At 70.0% G+C, this 15,089-nt stretch carries 15 protein-coding genes; 1 reads left to right on the top strand and 14 read right to left on the bottom strand.

From position 1 onward, the window contains the following. Positions 1-2: 2 nt before the first annotated feature. Together ACZ39I_RS28420 and pyrR are read right to left on the bottom strand one after the other, a co-directional pair. Positions 3-980, bottom strand: a complete 978-nt coding sequence (locus tag ACZ39I_RS28420) for an aspartate carbamoyltransferase catalytic subunit (protein ID WP_467247475.1) — start codon at positions 978-980, stop codon at positions 3-5. Positions 981-1,065: 85 nt separating this feature from the next. After that, positions 1,066-1,638, bottom strand: coding sequence for a bifunctional pyr operon transcriptional regulator/uracil phosphoribosyltransferase PyrR (gene pyrR / locus ACZ39I_RS28415; RefSeq protein ID WP_467247474.1), 573 nt, complete (start codon positions 1,636-1,638; stop codon positions 1,066-1,068). Between the two features lie 253 nt (positions 1,639-1,891). Between pyrR and bldD the strand changes: the two genes are divergently transcribed. Continuing rightward, positions 1,892-2,392: a transcriptional regulator BldD gene (bldD, locus tag ACZ39I_RS28410; RefSeq protein ID WP_003956405.1), complete on the top strand. Its 501-nt coding sequence runs from the start codon at positions 1,892-1,894 to the stop codon at positions 2,390-2,392. Between the two features lie 184 nt (positions 2,393-2,576). Here the strand turns inward: bldD and nusB are convergent, their stop codons facing one another. The 12 genes from nusB to ACZ39I_RS28350 form a co-directional block, all read right to left on the bottom strand. Next, on the bottom strand, positions 2,577-3,005 hold the full coding sequence (gene nusB, locus ACZ39I_RS28405; protein WP_352389970.1) for a transcription antitermination factor NusB: 429 nt from the start codon (positions 3,003-3,005) through the stop codon (positions 2,577-2,579). A gap of 2 nt (positions 3,006-3,007) precedes the next feature. After that, positions 3,008-3,574: an elongation factor P gene (efp, locus tag ACZ39I_RS28400; protein ID WP_352389971.1), complete on the bottom strand. Its 567-nt coding sequence runs from the start codon at positions 3,572-3,574 to the stop codon at positions 3,008-3,010. Positions 3,575-3,626: 52 nt separating this feature from the next. Beyond that, positions 3,627-4,730 carry an aminopeptidase P family protein gene (locus ACZ39I_RS28395; RefSeq protein ID WP_467247472.1) on the bottom strand — a complete coding sequence of 368 codons (1,104 nt, stop codon included), beginning with the start codon at positions 4,728-4,730 and terminating at the stop codon, positions 3,627-3,629. Between the two features lie 70 nt (positions 4,731-4,800). Then, positions 4,801-5,709 (bottom strand): Pro-rich N-terminal domain-containing protein, encoded by a 909-nt coding sequence (locus ACZ39I_RS28390; RefSeq protein ID WP_467247471.1) that lies wholly within the window; start codon positions 5,707-5,709, stop codon positions 4,801-4,803. 292 nt (positions 5,710-6,001) lie between these two features. After that, complete coding sequence (gene aroB / locus ACZ39I_RS28385) at positions 6,002-7,093, bottom strand: 3-dehydroquinate synthase (RefSeq protein ID WP_467247470.1); 1,092 nt, start codon at positions 7,091-7,093, stop codon at positions 6,002-6,004. Further along, on the bottom strand, positions 7,090-7,572 hold the full coding sequence (locus tag ACZ39I_RS28380) for a shikimate kinase (protein WP_467247604.1): 483 nt from the start codon (positions 7,570-7,572) through the stop codon (positions 7,090-7,092). The genes aroB and ACZ39I_RS28380 overlap by 4 nt, the downstream gene beginning before the upstream one ends. 26 nt (positions 7,573-7,598) lie before the next feature. Beyond that, positions 7,599-8,783 (bottom strand): chorismate synthase, encoded by a 1,185-nt coding sequence (aroC, locus tag ACZ39I_RS28375; protein ID WP_467247469.1) that lies wholly within the window; start codon positions 8,781-8,783, stop codon positions 7,599-7,601. Positions 8,784-8,946: 163 nt separating this feature from the next. Further along, complete coding sequence (locus ACZ39I_RS28370) at positions 8,947-9,786, bottom strand: shikimate dehydrogenase (RefSeq protein ID WP_467247468.1); 840 nt, start codon at positions 9,784-9,786, stop codon at positions 8,947-8,949. Then, on the bottom strand, positions 9,767-11,494 hold the full coding sequence (mltG, locus tag ACZ39I_RS28365) for an endolytic transglycosylase MltG (RefSeq protein WP_467247466.1): 1,728 nt from the start codon (positions 11,492-11,494) through the stop codon (positions 9,767-9,769). The genes ACZ39I_RS28370 and mltG overlap by 20 nt, the downstream gene beginning before the upstream one ends. A gap of 122 nt (positions 11,495-11,616) precedes the next feature. Then, entirely contained in the window at positions 11,617-12,081 is a 465-nt protein-coding gene (gene ruvX, locus ACZ39I_RS28360) for a Holliday junction resolvase RuvX (protein ID WP_007380695.1), read from the bottom strand. Beyond that, the gene (alaS, locus tag ACZ39I_RS28355; RefSeq protein WP_467247463.1) at positions 12,081-14,753 is read right to left on the bottom strand and encodes an alanine--tRNA ligase; all 2,673 of its coding nucleotides are present in this window, start codon (positions 14,751-14,753) and stop codon (positions 12,081-12,083) included. Before alaS ends, ruvX begins: the two co-directional genes overlap by 1 nt. Then, positions 14,753-15,079 (bottom strand): hypothetical protein, encoded by a 327-nt coding sequence (locus ACZ39I_RS28350; protein WP_352389980.1) that lies wholly within the window; start codon positions 15,077-15,079, stop codon positions 14,753-14,755. The genes alaS and ACZ39I_RS28350 overlap by 1 nt, the downstream gene beginning before the upstream one ends. Positions 15,080-15,089 lie beyond the last annotated feature (10 nt).

Genomic DNA, 15,089 nt, shown 5'->3' with positions numbered 1-15,089 from the left:
TCTTACTTCTCCTCGATACGGGTGTGGCTCACGGCGGGTTCGTTGCCGCCCAGGAGCAGGTACAGAACGGCCATCCGGATGGAGACTCCGTTTGCAACCTGCTCGACGACGGTGCAGCGGTCGGAGTCGGCGACCTCGGCGGTGATCTCCATGCCGCGGACCATCGGGCCGGGGTGCATGACGATGGCGTGCTCCGGCATCCGCGCCATGCGCTCGCCGTCCAGGCCGTAGCGCCGCGAGTACTCGCGCTCGGTCGGGAAGAACGCGGCGTTCATCCGCTCGCGCTGGACGCGCAGCATCATCACGGCGTCGGACTTGGCGAGCGTGCTGTCGAGGTCGTACGCCACCTGGCAGGGCCAGGTCTCGACGCCGACCGGCACCAGGGTGGGCGGGGCGACGAGGGTGACCTCGGCGCCGAGGGTGTGCAGCAGGTCGACGTTGGAGCGGGCGACGCGGCTGTGCAGGATGTCCCCGACGAGCGTGATGCGCTTGCCGGAGAGGTCCTGGCCGATCCCGGCGTCCCGCCCGACCAGCCGGCGGCGCATGGTGAACGCGTCCAGCAGGGCCTGGGTCGGGTGCTGGTGGGTGCCGTCACCGGCGTTGATGACGGCCGCGTCGATCCAGCCGGAGTTGGCGAGACGGTACGGCGCCCCCGAGGCGCCGTGGCGGATGACGACGGCGTCGACGCCCATGGCCTCCAGGGTCTGGGCGGTGTCCTTGAGGGACTCGCCCTTGGACACGCTGGAACCCTTGGCGGTGAAGTTGATGACGTCCGCCGAGAGACGCTTCTCGGCGGCCTCGAAGGAGATACGCGTACGCGTGGAGTCCTCGAAGAACAGGTTGACGATCGTGCGGCCGCGCAGGGTCGGCAGTTTCTTGATCGGCCGGTCGGCGACCCGGGCCATCTCCTCGGCGGTGTCGAGGATCAGGACGGCGTCGTCGCGGGTGAGGTCGGCGGCCGAGATGAGATGACGCTGCATCTGTCAGGCTCCGTAAGGCAGTTCAGGTATCGGGAGGATCCGGGCAGGCGAGGGCGCACCGACAAGTGCCCTCGTACACCTGCTGCTAGGTCTGCTTCACACCGAGCAGCACGGTGTCGCGACCGTCCTCCTCGACGAGCTGGACCTTGACCGTCTCCCGCAACGACGTGGGGAGGTTCTTGCCGACGTAGTCGGCGCGGATGGGCAGTTCGCGGTGGCCTCTGTCGACGAGGACCGCGAGCTGCACCGCGCGGGGGCGCCCGATGTCGTTCAGGGCGTCCAGGGCTGCGCGGATGGTGCGGCCGGAGAAGAGCACGTCGTCGACGAGGACGACCAGGCGGCCGTCGATGCCGTCACCGGGGATCTCGGTGCGGGCCAGCGCACGCGGCGGGTGCATGCGCAGATCGTCGCGGTACATGGTGATGTCGAGTGAACCGACCGGGATGCCGCGGCCGGTGATCTCCTCCAGCTTCGCGGCAAGCCGCTGGGCGAGGAAGACACCTCGGGTGGGGATGCCGAGGAGTACCACGTCGTCGGCGCCCTTGGCGCGTTCGACGATCTCGTGGGCGATGCGGGTCAGCACGCGCGCGATGTCGGGGCCTTCGAGAACGGGCCGGGCATCGGACGCCTGGATATCGGAAATGTCCTGCTTGTCCATACGAAACGGACCTCCTTCTCCGCCTCACGGGACGGACCTTAAAGGACGTCGGATTTGCGCCATCCACCGTACCAGGCCCGAAGGAGGCCCCGGATCACCCCCTTGGCCCAATCGGCCACCACTCTCACGGAAGCGTCGGTGTGGACCATTCGGCTTGACGCACAAGAGTCACGCTGCGTAACCTCACAGTGAGTTACCAGACGCGCGGCTCGAAACCACTGGGGCCGCGTCGATCCAGTGTCCGGGGAGCTATATGTCCAGCGAATACGCCAAACAGCTCGGGGCCAAGCTCCGGGCCATCCGCACCCAGCAGGGCCTTTCCCTCCACGGTGTCGAGGAGAAGTCCCAGGGACGCTGGAAGGCGGTCGTGGTCGGTTCGTACGAGCGCGGCGACCGCGCGGTGACCGTGCAGCGTCTTGCCGAGTTGGCGGATTTCTACGGCGTTCCGGTGCAGGAGCTGCTGCCCGGCACCACTCCGGGCGGGGCCGCCGAGCCCCCGCCGAAGCTGGTCCTGGACCTGGAGCGACTGGCCCACGTCCCGGCCGAGAAGGCGGGCCCGCTGCAGCGCTACGCCGCGACGATCCAGTCCCAGCGCGGTGACTACAACGGCAAGGTGCTCTCGATCCGCCAGGACGACCTGCGCACACTCGCCGTCATCTACGACCAGTCGCCCTCGGTCCTCACCGAGCAGCTGATCAGCTGGGGCGTGCTGGACGCGGACGCGCGTCGCGCGGTGTCCCACGAGGAGAGCTGAGCCGCTCCCAGCCTCAGCAGAAACGTGCCGCCGGGGTGGCCGGAACTTCATGGTTCCGGCCACCCCGGCGGCTTTCTGCGGGCCTGGACGAGCCCCGGGGCCCCCGGGGTTGCCTGAGGGCCCACAGCGGTTCGCTGTGGGCCCTCAGGCAAGTTCCTGCCCCGAAGGGCGCGGTGCGGTGGGGCTACTCCCGGCGCAGCGACGGCTTGAGGTCCTTGAGCCGGCCCAGCAGGCCGTTCACGAACGAGGGCGACTCGTCCGTGGAGAACTCCTTGGCCAGCTGCACCATCTCGTCGAGGACCACCGCGTCCGGGGTCTCGTCGGCCCAGATCAGCTCGTGGGCGCCCAGACGCAGGATGTTGCGGTCGACGACCGGCATCCGGTCCAGCGTCCAGCCGACCGAGTACTGCGCGATCAGCTCGTCGATGCGCTGCGCGTGCTCCGCGTAGCCCTCGACCAGCTGCATCGTGTACTCGCTCACCGGCGGCTGCCGGGTGTCTTCCCGGGAGAGCCGGATCCAGTCCGCCAGGACCGTCAGGACATCGACGCCGCGCTGGTCGCCCTCGAAGAGGATCTGGAAGGCGCGCTTGCGGGCCGTGTTGCGGGCAGCCACGGTTAGCTGTTCACCCGGCCGAGGTAGTCGCTCGTGCGGGTGTCGACCTTGATCTTCTCACCGGTGGTGATGAAGAGCGGGACCTGGATCTGGTGGCCGGTCTCCAGGATGGCGGGCTTGGTGCCACCGGTGGAGCGGTCGCCCTGGACACCCGGCTCGGTCTCCTGGATGGTCAGCTCGACGGCGGCCGGCAGCTCGACGAAGAGCACCTCGCCCTCGTGCTGCGCGACGGTGGCCGTGAAGCCCTCGATCAGGAAGTTGGCGGCGTCGCCGACAGCCTTGCGGTCGACCATGAGCTGGTCGTAGGTCTCCATGTCCATGAAGACGAAGTACTCGCCGTCCATGTACGAGAACTGCATGTCGCGCTTGTCGACAGTGGCCGTCTCGACCTTGACGCCGGCGTTGAAGGTCTTGTCGACGACCTTGCCGGACAGCACGTTCTTGAGCTTGGTGCGCACGAATGCGGGGCCCTTGCCGGGCTTGACGTGCTGGAACTCGACGACGGACCAGAGCTGGCCGCCTTCGAGCTTGAGCACCAGGCCGTTCTTGAGGTCGTTCGTGGAAGCCACGGTTGCGGAATCTCCTGGACTGACGTGGACGACCCCGGCGCACGCACGTTGCCTATAGTGCGAGCAGCTCCTTGGTCGTGATGGTGAGTAGCTCGGGTCCGCCGTCCGCCTCGGGGCGTACGACGAGCGTGTCATCGATCCGGACGCCGCCCCGTCCCGGGAGGTGGACCCCCGGTTCGACGGTGACCGGCACGCAAGCGTCCAGTTTACCCATGGCCGCGGGGGCCAACTGCGGGTCCTCGTCGATTTCGAGTCCCACACCGTGTCCGGTGAGGGTCGGGAGCCCCTCGTGGTGGCCCGCGGACTCCAGTACCTGGCGGGCCGCCCGGTCCACGTCACGGTAGGCGGCGCCGGGTGTCAGCGACTCCCGTCCGGCCCGCTGAGCGGCGAAGACGAGGTCGTAGAGATCGATCTGCCAGTCGGCGGGAGACGTACCGATGACGAAGGTACGGCCGATCTCACACCGGTAGCCGCGGTAGCTGGCGCCCAGGCAGACGGAGAGGAAGTCGCCCTCCTCGACGCGGCGGTCGGTGGGGCGGTGGGCGGGACGGCCGGAGTTCGGACCGGTGCCGACGGAGGTGGCGAAGGCCGGGCCGTCGGCGCCGTGGTCGACGAGGCGGCGCTCCAGTTCGAGGGCCAGGTGCCGCTCGGTGCGGCCGACCAGGATGGACTCCAGCAGCTCGCCCAGTGCCTGGTCGGCGATCTCGGCGCCGATGCGCAGGCAGGAGATCTCCTCCTCGTCCTTGATGACGCGGAGCTGCTCGACCGCGCCGCCGAGGTCGGCGAGGCGCAGCTGCGGGACGACCGAGCGGATGGCTCGGTGGCGGGCCATGGTGAGGTGGTGTTCCTCGACGGCGAGGGAGCCGCCGCCGTGCGCTGCCGCGAGACCGGCCGCGGCCACGGCGGGGTCGCCGCCGGGTCCGGGCAGGGTCCGGACGCGCAGCGCCTCGTCGGGACGGCCGTCGACGCGGTCGTCGGGCGGGCCGGGGCACAGCAGCAGGTCCTCGGCCCCGCCGAGCAGCAGTACGGCGCCCCTCGGGGCCGCGCCCGCGAGATAGCGGACGTTGGCGGGGCGGGAGATCAGCGCGGACTGGCTGCCGCCGGCTCGGCAGCGGTCGCGCAGGCGGGCTCTGCGGGTGGCGTACACCTCTGACATGTTTTGAGCGTAGGAGCGCTGCGGGCTCGGCGCCGTTCGAGAGAGCCGAGTGGGGCAGCGCCACGCTCGACTACCAGCTCGGCGGGCTCGCGATCGACCTCGCCAGCACGTCGTCCAGCAACCTCGCCGTCTGCGGGACGTCCAGCTGCGAGTTGTCGATGATCGGCAGGCCCGAGCCGTACCAGCCGGCCATCCGGCCGTGGATCCGCGCGACCTCCTCGTCGGTCAGGCGCCGGTTGCCCGAGCGTTCGGCGTTGCGCTCCAGGACGATCTCCAGGCCGGGCAGCAGGACCACCGGGAGCAGTCCCGGGCCCACGTGTCGCTTCCAGCCGCCGAGACCGACCACCGGCCGGTCCGGGAAGACCGCGTCGTCGAGGATGCAGGAGATGCCGTTGGCGAGGAAGTTGCGGGCGGCGAAGCCGCAGGTGCGGCGGGCGAGCCGGTACTGGGCCTCGGAGTGGTCGTTCCAGCCGGACTGCGGGTCGGCGAAGCCGGAGCGGACCCACTCGCGTACGTCGTCGAGGCTGATGTGGGCGGTGGGGACCCGGCGATGGTCGGCCCAGTACTTGGCGACGCTCGTCTTCCCGGCGCCCGCCGGACCGATGAGCAGCACTGCGAGGGTCGTGCCCGCGGGGTCGGGCGCGGCGACCGGCGGGGTGCTGTAGGCGCCCATAGGAGCGCCGGGCGGCAGCGGCACATGGCCGGTGGTGTCCGGTACCGGCCCCGGGGAGTGCTGGGGCGCGGGCGGGACCGGTGCATGCTGCGGCGCCGGCGGTACCTGGGAGTGCGGTGGCGTCGGCGGTACCGGAGCCGGGGAGAAGCCCGGTGCCGACGGCGGTGGGGGCGCCGGGGCGGGGCCCGGTTGCGCACCCGGGTGATGCGGCGGTCCCGGGTGGTGTGCGGCCGGCGACCAGCCGGCGGCCGGTCCGTGCCCCGGCTGATGGGGCGGCGGCAGCGGAGAACCCACTGCGTGCTGCATCCGGTGCCACTCCGTCTCGTCTTTTTCGGCTCGCTCGCCCACGGGGCGCTCGCATCGGTGCCGGGAGGGCGACCGTGCGCGGCCCGAAGGCCCCCCGCCCGCTCGTCCTCTCGTCTCCGACGCGCCCCTCCGGCTCACTCGCGTCAGGCTGATCGGCGCTGGTTACGGGGTGGTGCATACCCCGTTCGTCACCGAACGGTACCGCCCCCGGCCGTCATTTGGTGAAACGGCCGGGGGCGGCCCGAAGTGCCCCTGGGGCAAGGCGAATCGGCGGAACACACCGTCGCAGGACCTACTGGCCGACCTCGCCGTAGGCGGCGAGCAGGACGGCCGGGTCCGGGCCCTCAAGAACGGTGGGCTTGCCCAGTCCGTCGAGGACGATGAAGCGGAGCAGGTTGCCGCGGGACTTCTTGTCGACCTTCATGGTCTCGAGCAGCTTGGGCCACTGGTCGTAGCGGTAGTGCAGCGGCAGCCCCACCGATTCGAGGACGGTGCGGTGGCGGTCGGCCGTCGCGTCGTCCAACCGGCCCGCCAGGCGGCCCAGTTCGGCGGCGAAGTGCATGCCCACGGCGACGGCGGCGCCGTGCCGCCACTTGTACCGCTCGTTCTTCTCGATGGCATGGGCCAGCGTGTGACCGTAGTTGAGGATCTCCCTGAGGCCCGACTCCTTGAGGTCGGAGGAGACGACCTCGGCCTTGACCCGGATCGAGCGCTCGATGAGCTCGGCGGTGTGCGGCCCCGCCGGGGTGCGCGCGGCCTCGGGATCGGACTCGATGAGCTCCAGGATCACCGGGTCGGCGATGAAGCCGGCCTTGATGATCTCGGCGAGCCCGGAGACGTAGTCGTTGACGGGCAGGGAGTCCAGCGCGGCCAGGTCGCACAGGACACCGGCGGGCGGGTGGAAGGCGCCGACGAGGTTCTTGCCCTCGGCGGTGTTGATGCCGGTCTTGCCGCCGACCGCCGCGTCGACCATGGCGAGCACGGTGGTCGGGATGGCGATCCAGCGCACCCCGCGCAGCCAGGTCGCAGCCACGAACCCGGCGAGGTCGGTGGTGGCGCCACCGCCGACACCGACCACGACATCGGTGCGGGTGAAGCCGGACTGCCCGAGCGCCTTCCAGCAGTAGGCGGCGACCTCGGCGGTCTTGGCCTCCTCGGCGTTGGGGACCTGGATGGCGACGGCCTCGAACCCCTGCCCGGCGAGGTCGGCGCGCAGCGCGTCACCGGTGTCGGCGAGCGCCTCGGGGTGGATGATCGCGACCCGCTGGGCCTTCTCCCCGATCAACGCGCCGAGCTCACCCAGGAGTTGACGGCCCACCAGGACCTCGTACGGCTCGCTGCCCGCGGTGCCGCCGACCTGGATGCGCGTCACTGCCTCGCTCATGCTTCCTTCAACTCCAGTGCGTCCAGCGCGATTCGGGTGACTTCTTCGGGCGTACGGCCGTCGGTGGCGACGACCGCGGTGGCGATCGACTCGTACAGCGAGCGCCGGGCCTCCATCAGCTCGCGCCACTGCTTGCGCGGGTTGACCGCAAGCAGTGGCCGCGCGGCGTTCAGGCCGGTGCGCTTGACCGCCTCCTCGACGTCCATCGACAGGTACAGCACCCGCTGCCCGGCCAGCAGGGAGCGGGTGTCCTCGTCGAGGATGGAGCCGCCGCCCAGCGCGAGAACGCCGTCGTGCTCAGCGAGTGCCCGCGCCACCGCGGCCTTCTCGATCGCCCGGAAGGCCGGCTCACCGTCGTCGACGAAAATCTCCGCGATGGAGCGGCCCTGCTCGGTGACGATGTCCTCGTCGGTGTCCCGGTAGCTCGTGCCGAGCCGGTCGGCCAGCAGCCGCCCGACGGTGGACTTGCCCACGCCCATCGGACCGACGAGCACCACCAGAGGGCTCACCGGATGGCCAGGTTGTCGAGGTAGGACTGCACGTTGCGGCGGGTCTCGGGCACGCTGTCGCCGCCGAACTTCTCCGCCACCGCGTCCGCCAGCACCAGGGCCACCATCGCCTCGGCCACGATCCCGGCGGCCGGAACCGCGGACACGTCCGAGCGCTGGTGGTGCGCCTGCGCGGCCTCGCCGGTGGTCACGTCGACGGTCTGCAGGGCCCGCGGCACGGTCGCGATCGGCTTCATCGCCGCCCGCACCCGCAGCAGCTCACCCGTGGACAGCCCGCCCTCGGTCCCGCCGGAACGGCCCGAGACGCGCCGGATGCCCTCGGGGGTGTTCACGATCTCGTCGTGCGCCTTCGAACCCGGCACCCGCGCCAGCTCGAACCCGTCACCGAGTTCGACCCCCTTGATCGCCTGGATGCCCATCAGGGCACCGGCCAGCCGGGCGTCCAGCTTGCGGTCCCAGTGCACATGCGAGCCCAGGCCCACCGGCACGCCGTACGCCAGGATCTCCACCACGCCGCCCAGGGTGTCGCCGTCCTTGTGGGCCTGGTCGACCTCGGCCACCATCGCCTTCGACGTGTCCGCGTCCAGGCAGCGCAGCGGATCGGCGTCCAGCCTCTCCACGTCGCCCGGCGTCGGGTACACCCCGGCCGGGGCCTTCACCGAGCACAACTCCACGACATGGCTGACGATCTCGATGCCGGCCGTCTCCTTCAGGTACGACCGGGCCACCGCGCCCAGCGCCACCCGGGCCGCCGTCTCCCGCGCCGAGGCCCGCTCCAGGATCGGCCGGGCCTCGTCGAAGCCGTACTTCTGCATGCCCGCCAGGTCGGCGTGGCCGGGCCGCGGCCGGGTCAGCGGGGCGTTGCGCGCCAGGCCCGCCAGGATCTCCGGGTCGATGGGGTCGGCCGACATGACCTGCTCCCACTTCGGCCACTCGGTGTTGCCCACCATGATCGCGACCGGGGAACCCAGGGACAGCCCATGACGGACACCGCCGAGGAAGGTGACCTGGTCCTGCTCGAACTTCATCCGGGCACCGCGGCCATAGCCCAGCCGACGCCTCGCCAAGTGGTCCGCCACCAGCTCCGTGGTGATCGGCACACCGGCGGGAAGGCCCTCCAGCGTCGCCACGAGTGCGGGACCGTGGGACTCCCCCGCGGTCAGCCAGCGCAACCTGCTCAACGGTGCTCCTCAGTGCTCGCGCCCTGGTACTGCCCTGCTTACGCGCGTCCTCGCGTAAGCCAACGGCGCGACCAGGTGCGCGGCCCCGGCCCGCCACCTCCGATCCTCCCACGTCCGGCGCCGGGAGCCGGTCACAGGTCCAGCAGACGGACGTGGACGGGTCTCAGCGGGCCGCCAGCGCGTGCTCGCCCGCCTTGCGCATGGCCTCCACGGGCGCGGGCCGCAGGCCGGTCATCTGCTCCACCTGGAGCACCGCCTGGTGCACGAGCAGGTCGAGGCCGCCGACCACGGCTCCGCCGATCATCGACCAGCGGGCCGCCAACTCCGTCGGCCAGGGGTCGTAGAGCACGTCGAAGAGGGCCGCGGGGCGCTCCGGTACGGCGTGGGCGAGGGCGTCCGTCGCCCCGGCGGGGGTGGTCGCGATCACCAGGGGGGCGCGCAGGGCCTGGGCCGCGTCCGCCCAGTCCGCGGTGCGGACCTCGATGTCGAGTCGCTCGCCCCACTGCCGCATCTCGGCGGCCCGGGCCTCGCTGCGCACATAGGCGACGACCTCGCCGGTGCAGATCCGGGCCAGCGCGGCGAGCGCGGAGGAGGCGGTGGCACCGGCGCCGAGGATCGCCGCCGAGTCGACCTGCTCGATGCCCCGCTCCCTGAGGGCGGCGACCATTCCCGGGATGTCGGTGTTGTCGCCGAGGCGGCGGCCGTCCTTGGTGAACACCACCGTGTTGACGGCCTCCACCGAGGCGGCCGTGGCGCTGATCCCGTCGAGCAGCGGGATGACCGCCCGCTTGAGCGGCATGGTCACCGACAGCCCGGCCCACTCCGGCCCCAGTTCCTCGACAAACCCGGGCAGTGCGGCCTCGTCGAGCTCGAACCGGTCGTACGACCAGCCCGTGAGGCCCAGCTCCTCGTAAGCGGCCCGGTGCAGGACCGGCGAGAGGGAGTGGGCGATGGGCTTGCCGAGAACGGCGGCCCGGCGGGCGTCAGCTGCCCGTGCTTGCATCGAACTTGTCCTTGAGCCTCAGGAATTCGGCGTGGGTCTTGGCGAATTCGGTGGTCTTCACTCCATCGGTCGCGACGAAGTAGTACCAGCCCTGATCGGTCGGGTTCAGCGCCGCCTTCAGTGCGACATCACCCGGGTTGTCGATCGGGCCGGGCGGCAGACCCTTGTTCGTGTACGTGTTGTACGGATCCTTGTTGCTCTTGATCTCGGACTCGGAGATGCGGATGTTGCTCTCGTTCTTCAGGTAATTGAAGGTCGAGTCGAACTGGAGCAGGCCGTAGGTCTCGGGGTTCGCGAGGTTGAGGCGGTTGTAGACCACCTCCGCCATCCTGCGGTAGTCCTCCTCGGTCTTGCCCTCGGCCTGGACGAGGCTGGCGACCGTGATGACCTGCAGCGGGCTGTCCAGCTTGAGCGCCTTGGCCTTCGCCTCCAGGTCGTACTTGCGGTACGTCTCGGCGGCCTGGGTGACCATGTCCTTCAGCACCGTCTCGGGCTTCATGCCCTTCGCGGCCGGATAGTTACCCGGAGCGAGGAAACCCTCGAGCGGGTCCTTGATGTCCTCGTTGTCGTTCGCCCAGCTCGGCAGACCGAGGCTCTTGTATTCCTTCTCGGCGATCTTCTTCGTGGTGCCGGAAGCAAGATCGAGTTTCCCGTCGATCGCCTCGTAGACCTTGAGGTTTCTCGCTCCCGGAACAACCTGCACGTTGTTCTGGCTGTCCGGGTCGAGCATCATCACGACGGCGCTCTTGGCGGACATTTCCTTCTTCAGCAGATAGGCGCCGGCCTGGATCGACTTCCCCTTGGGGTTCTGCTCCTGAGCGGACACGAACGCGTCGACGCTCTTGACCACACCCGCGTCCTTGAGCAGCCGGCCGATCACGTACCCGCCCGCGCCCTTGGGGACCTGGACGGTGACCACTTCGCTCGTCCCGTCCCCGGCATAGTCCGGAGCCGCGCCGAAACGATTTTGGTAGAACTGGTAGCCGAAGTAGCCGACGCCCGCGGTGCCGCCGCCGAACACCAGCAGGACCACCAGACAGGCGCAACCGCTCTTGCGCTTCTTGCCGCCCTTGCCGCCGCGCCCGCGCCGGTCGCCGCGGCCGCCTTTCGGGTCGTCGGACTCGTCCTCGCTGTCGTCGTCGCCCGCGAAGAAGGCGTGTTCGCCCTGGTCGGGTCCCGGATCCCAGTCGATCTGCGGCTCCGGCTCGGCCTGCCGACGGCTCGGCGGCTCCGGCGGCGGGTAGGCGTCCGGGCTGCCGTAGTAGTCCTGCTGCTCGGCGCCGTACGCGGCGGCCTGCTGCTGACCGTAGGGATCCGACGGGTCGGCGGGGTACGGGATCTGCGCCTGGGTGCCGGCCGGCCAGCCGTTGTCGTCGTACGACTGCTGCGACTGCCCCTGGTACGCCTGCTGGTCGTACTGCTGCTGACCGTACTGTTGCTGCTGGTCGTACTGCTGCTGCTGGTCGTACTGGCCGTCGTGCTGCGGGTACTGCTGCTGCGCCTGACCATAGGCGGCCTGCTGGCCGTCGCCCCAGCCGCCGTTGTCGTACTGCGGCTGCTGCGGCTGCTCCGGATAGTGCTGCGGCTGGCCGCCGTAGGGGGACTGCTGGCCCGCCTGGGCCTGCTGTCCACCCCATCCGTCGTCCCCGTACAACGGGTCCTCCGGATGCCACGGTTCGGAGCTTTGGCCCCGGCCATACTCAGTCATCGATCCCCTAGAGCCGCGAGGCGGCGGTCTCCCTCGTCCACGATCCGGCTACCGATCCGCCTCTTTCTGTGCGGTGACTGTTCGAATGTCGCCGCATCGCGCGGAACGTTACCGTATCGCGATCAGATGACCACTTCGACGCCCTCGCCGGGTGCTTTACCTGACACCCGTTCGGATTCCAGGGCCTGCTGGAGAATGATCACGGCTGCTGCCTGGTCGATGACCGATCTGCCCTTTTTGGATTTCACTCCGGATGCGCGCAGTCCCTGACTGGCCGTCACGGTGGTCATCCGCTCGTCGACGAGCCTGACCGGAACGGGCGCGATCCCCCGGGCGAGCTCCTGGACGAAGCCGCGGACCTTCACGGCAGCCGGGCCCTCGCCCCCCTTGAGGGAGCGAGGGAGACCGACGACTACCTCGATCGGTTCGTACTCCTCGACCAGCTGCTTCAGCCGGCGGTGGGCCGCCGGGACGTCCCGGCCCGGGACCGTCTCCACCGGAGTGGCGAGGATCCCGTCGGGGTCGCACGAGGCGACCCCGATGCGGGCGTCCCCGACGTCGATCGCGAGTCTGCGGCCTCGGCGCATTACTTGGCCGTCTCCCCGACCATGCGCTCCACGGCGTCCACGGCCGCACCGATCGCGGCCGGGTTCTGGCCGCCGCCCTGGGCGACGTCCGGCTTGCCGCCACCGCCGCCGCCGAGGGTCTTGGCGGCCGTGCGGACCAGGTCACCGGCCTTGAGACCGCGCTCGCGGGCGGGCTCGTTGGTGGCGATGACCGTCAGCGGCTTGCCGTTGCTGACGGTGAAGAGGGCCACGACGGCGGCCCGGCCGCCCTGGATGCGGCCGCGTACGTCGAGGACCAGCTTGCGCAGGTCGTCGGGGGTCGTGCCGTCCGGGACCTGACCGGTGACGACGGCGATCCCGCGGACGTCCTTGGCGGACTCGGCGAGACCGGCGGCGGCCTGCAGGACCTTCTCGGCGCGGAACTTCTCGATCTCCTTCTCGGCGTCCTTCAGCTTGCCGAGCATGGCGGAGACCTTCTCCGGGAGCTCCTCCGGGCGGCCCTTGATCAGCTCCTGGAGCTGGGCGACGACGGTGTGCTCGCGGGCGAGGAAGTTGTAGGCGTCGACACCGACGAGCGCCTCGATGCGCCGGACCCCGGAGCCGATGGACGACTCGCCGAGCAGCTTGACCAGGCCGAGCTGCGAGGTGTTGTGCACGTGGGTGCCGCCGCACAGCTCCTTGGAGAAGTCGCCGATGGTCACCACGCGGACCCGCTCGCCGTACTTCTCGCCGAACTCGGCGATGGCGCCCTGCTTCTTGGCCTCGTCGATGCCCATGACGTCGGCGCGGACGTCGAGGTCACGGGCGAGCACCTCGTTGATCTTCTGCTCGACGTCGGTCATCACGGCCGTGGGCACCGCCGACGGGGAGCCGAAGTCGAAGCGGAAGCGGCCGGGCTGGTTCTCCGACCCGGCCTGGGCGGCCGTCGGGCCGAGCGCGTCCCGCAGCGCCTGGTGGGTGAGGTGGGTGGCCGAGTGGGCGCGGGCGATGGCCGTACGCCGGCGGTTGTCGATCGAGGCCTGGGCCTTGGCCCCGACGGTCACCTCTCCGAACTGGACGACGCCCTTGTGGACGTAGACGCCCGGGACCGGCTTCTGGCAGTCACGGATCTCGATGACGGCACCGGAGTCGACCCTGATCCGGCCGGTGTCGCCGATCTGGCCACCGCCCTCGGCGTAGAACGGGGTGCGGTCCAGGACGATCTCCACCTCGTCGCCCTCGGTGGCCGCCGGCGAGGAGGTGCCGTCGACGAGGATGCCGACGATCGTCGACTCGGCTTCGGTGTCCGTGTACCCGACGAAGTCGGTCTCGCCGGCCTGGTCGGCGATCTCACGGTAGGCGCCGGCGCTGGCGTGACCGGTCTTCTTGGCCTGGGCGTCGGCCTTGGCGCGCTCCCGCTGCTCCTTCATCAGGCGGCGGAAGCCGTCCTCGTCCACGGACAGCCCCTGCTCGGCGGCCATCTCGAGGGTGAGGTCGATCGGGAAGCCCCAGGTGTCGTGGAGCAGGAACGCCTTGTCGCCGGACAGGACCGTGCCACCGGCCTGCTTGGTCTCGGTGACGGCTGTGTCGAGGATGTTCGTGCCGCCCTTGAGGGCCTTGAGGAACGCGTTCTCCTCGGCAACGGCGACCTTCTCGATGCGCTCGCGGTCGGTGACGAGCTCCGGGTACTGCTGCCCCATCATGGCGATCACGGTGTCGATCAGGTCGAGCACGACCGGACCGGTGGCCCCGAGCAGGCGCATGTTGCGGATGGCGCGGCGCATGATGCGGCGCAGGACGTAGCCACGGCCCTCGTTGCCGGGGGTGACACCGTCACCGATGAGCATCACGGACGTGCGCATGTGGTCGGTGACCACACGCAGGGAGACGTCCGAGGCGTGGGCGTCGCCGTAGGCCACGCCGGTCAGCTCGGTGGCCTTCTTGATGACGGCCATGGAGGTGTCGATCTCGTACATGTTCTGCACGCCCTGCAGGATCATCGCCAGGCGCTCGAGTCCGAGGCCGGTGTCGATGTTCTTGCTGGGGAGCTCGCCGAGGATCTCGAAGTTGTCCTTGCCGATGCCCTCGCCGCGCTCGTACTGCATGAAGACGAGGTTCCAGATCTCCACGTACCGCTCGTCGTTGACGGCGGGGCCGCCCTCGACGCCGAACTCGGGGCCGCGGTCGTAGTTGATCTCGGAACAGGGGCCGCAGGGTCCGGGGACGCCCATGGACCAGTAGTTGTCCTTCATGCCGAGGCGCTGGATGCGCTCCCTGGGCACGCCGACGACCTCGTGCCAGATGCGCTCGGCCTCGTCGTCGTCCTTGTAGACGGTGATCCACAGACGATCGGCCTCAAGGCCGTAACCACCCTTGTCCTGGGGGCTGGTGAGCAGCTCCCAGGCGTACTTGATGGCGCCTTCCTTGAAGTAGTCGCCGAAGGAGAAGTTGCCGCACATCTGGAAGAACGTGCCGTGCCGGGTGGTCTTGCCGACCTCTTCGATGTCCGGCGTGCGCACGCACTTCTGGACGCTGGTGGCACGCGCGAAGGGCGGCTTGACCTCACCCAGGAAGTAGGGCTTGAAGGGCACCATGCCGGCGGGGACGAGGAGCAGAGTCGGGTCGTCCGCGATGAGCGACGCCGAAGGGACGACGGTGTGCCCGCGCTCCTCGAAGAAGCTCAGCCAGCGGCGGCGAATCTCGGCCGACTCCATCAGTGGTCCTCATTCCGGTTGTACGAATGCTTGGGGTACGTCGTGTTCTCGATGGCGGCGATGCGCCTGGGGGCGGGAAGTTCGGGATCCTCCCGGATGCCCAGGGCGTCCGTCAGCTCGGCCTCGCGCTGGGCCATGTTGTCGCGGACGTCGAGCGCGAAACCGACCGCGCGGTCCTTGAGCCGGGCGCCCGTCTCGATCGCCTTGTTGGCCGCCGTCACGGCGAGGTTCTCGGGGGTCAGCTGCTTCAGCTTGCGGTTCACCTTGGTGGTGGCCCAGACACCGGCGGCCACGCCCGAGGAGAACCAGAAAGTACGGCGGAACATCTCTTGAGCC

The organism is Streptomyces sp. NPDC024687 (assembly GCF_055559055.1).
This window is presented reverse-complemented; position numbering and strand designations above follow the sequence as displayed.

Bases quoted from the DNA above. Each gene is read 5' to 3' on its own strand.
- aroB (WP_467247470.1), bottom strand. From the start codon at position 7,093: ATGAGCGAGGCAGTGACGCGCATCCAGGTCGGCGGCACCGCGGGCAGC.
- ACZ39I_RS28350 (WP_352389980.1), bottom strand. From the start codon at position 15,079: ATGTTCCGCCGTACTTTCTGGTTCTCCTCGGGCGTGGCCGCCGGTGTC.
- alaS (WP_467247463.1), bottom strand. From the start codon at position 14,753: ATGGAGTCGGCCGAGATTCGCCGCCGCTGGCTGAGCTTCTTCGAGGAG.
- bldD (WP_003956405.1), top strand. From the start codon at position 1,892: ATGTCCAGCGAATACGCCAAACAGCTCGGGGCCAAGCTCCGGGCCATC.
- ACZ39I_RS28380 (WP_467247604.1), bottom strand. From the start codon at position 7,572: ATGGGCGTGGGCAAGTCCACCGTCGGGCGGCTGCTGGCCGACCGGCTC.
- ruvX (WP_007380695.1), bottom strand. From the start codon at position 12,081: ATGCGCCGAGGCCGCAGACTCGCGATCGACGTCGGGGACGCCCGCATC.
- ACZ39I_RS28420 (WP_467247475.1), bottom strand. From the start codon at position 980: ATGCAGCGTCATCTCATCTCGGCCGCCGACCTCACCCGCGACGACGCC.
- ACZ39I_RS28370 (WP_467247468.1), bottom strand. From the start codon at position 9,786: ATGCAAGCACGGGCAGCTGACGCCCGCCGGGCCGCCGTTCTCGGCAAG.
- pyrR (WP_467247474.1), bottom strand. From the start codon at position 1,638: ATGGACAAGCAGGACATTTCCGATATCCAGGCGTCCGATGCCCGGCCC.
- ACZ39I_RS28395 (WP_467247472.1), bottom strand. From the start codon at position 4,730: ATGTCAGAGGTGTACGCCACCCGCAGAGCCCGCCTGCGCGACCGCTGC.
- ACZ39I_RS28390 (WP_467247471.1), bottom strand. From the start codon at position 5,709: ATGCAGCACGCAGTGGGTTCTCCGCTGCCGCCGCCCCATCAGCCGGGG.
- mltG (WP_467247466.1), bottom strand. From the start codon at position 11,494: ATGACTGAGTATGGCCGGGGCCAAAGCTCCGAACCGTGGCATCCGGAG.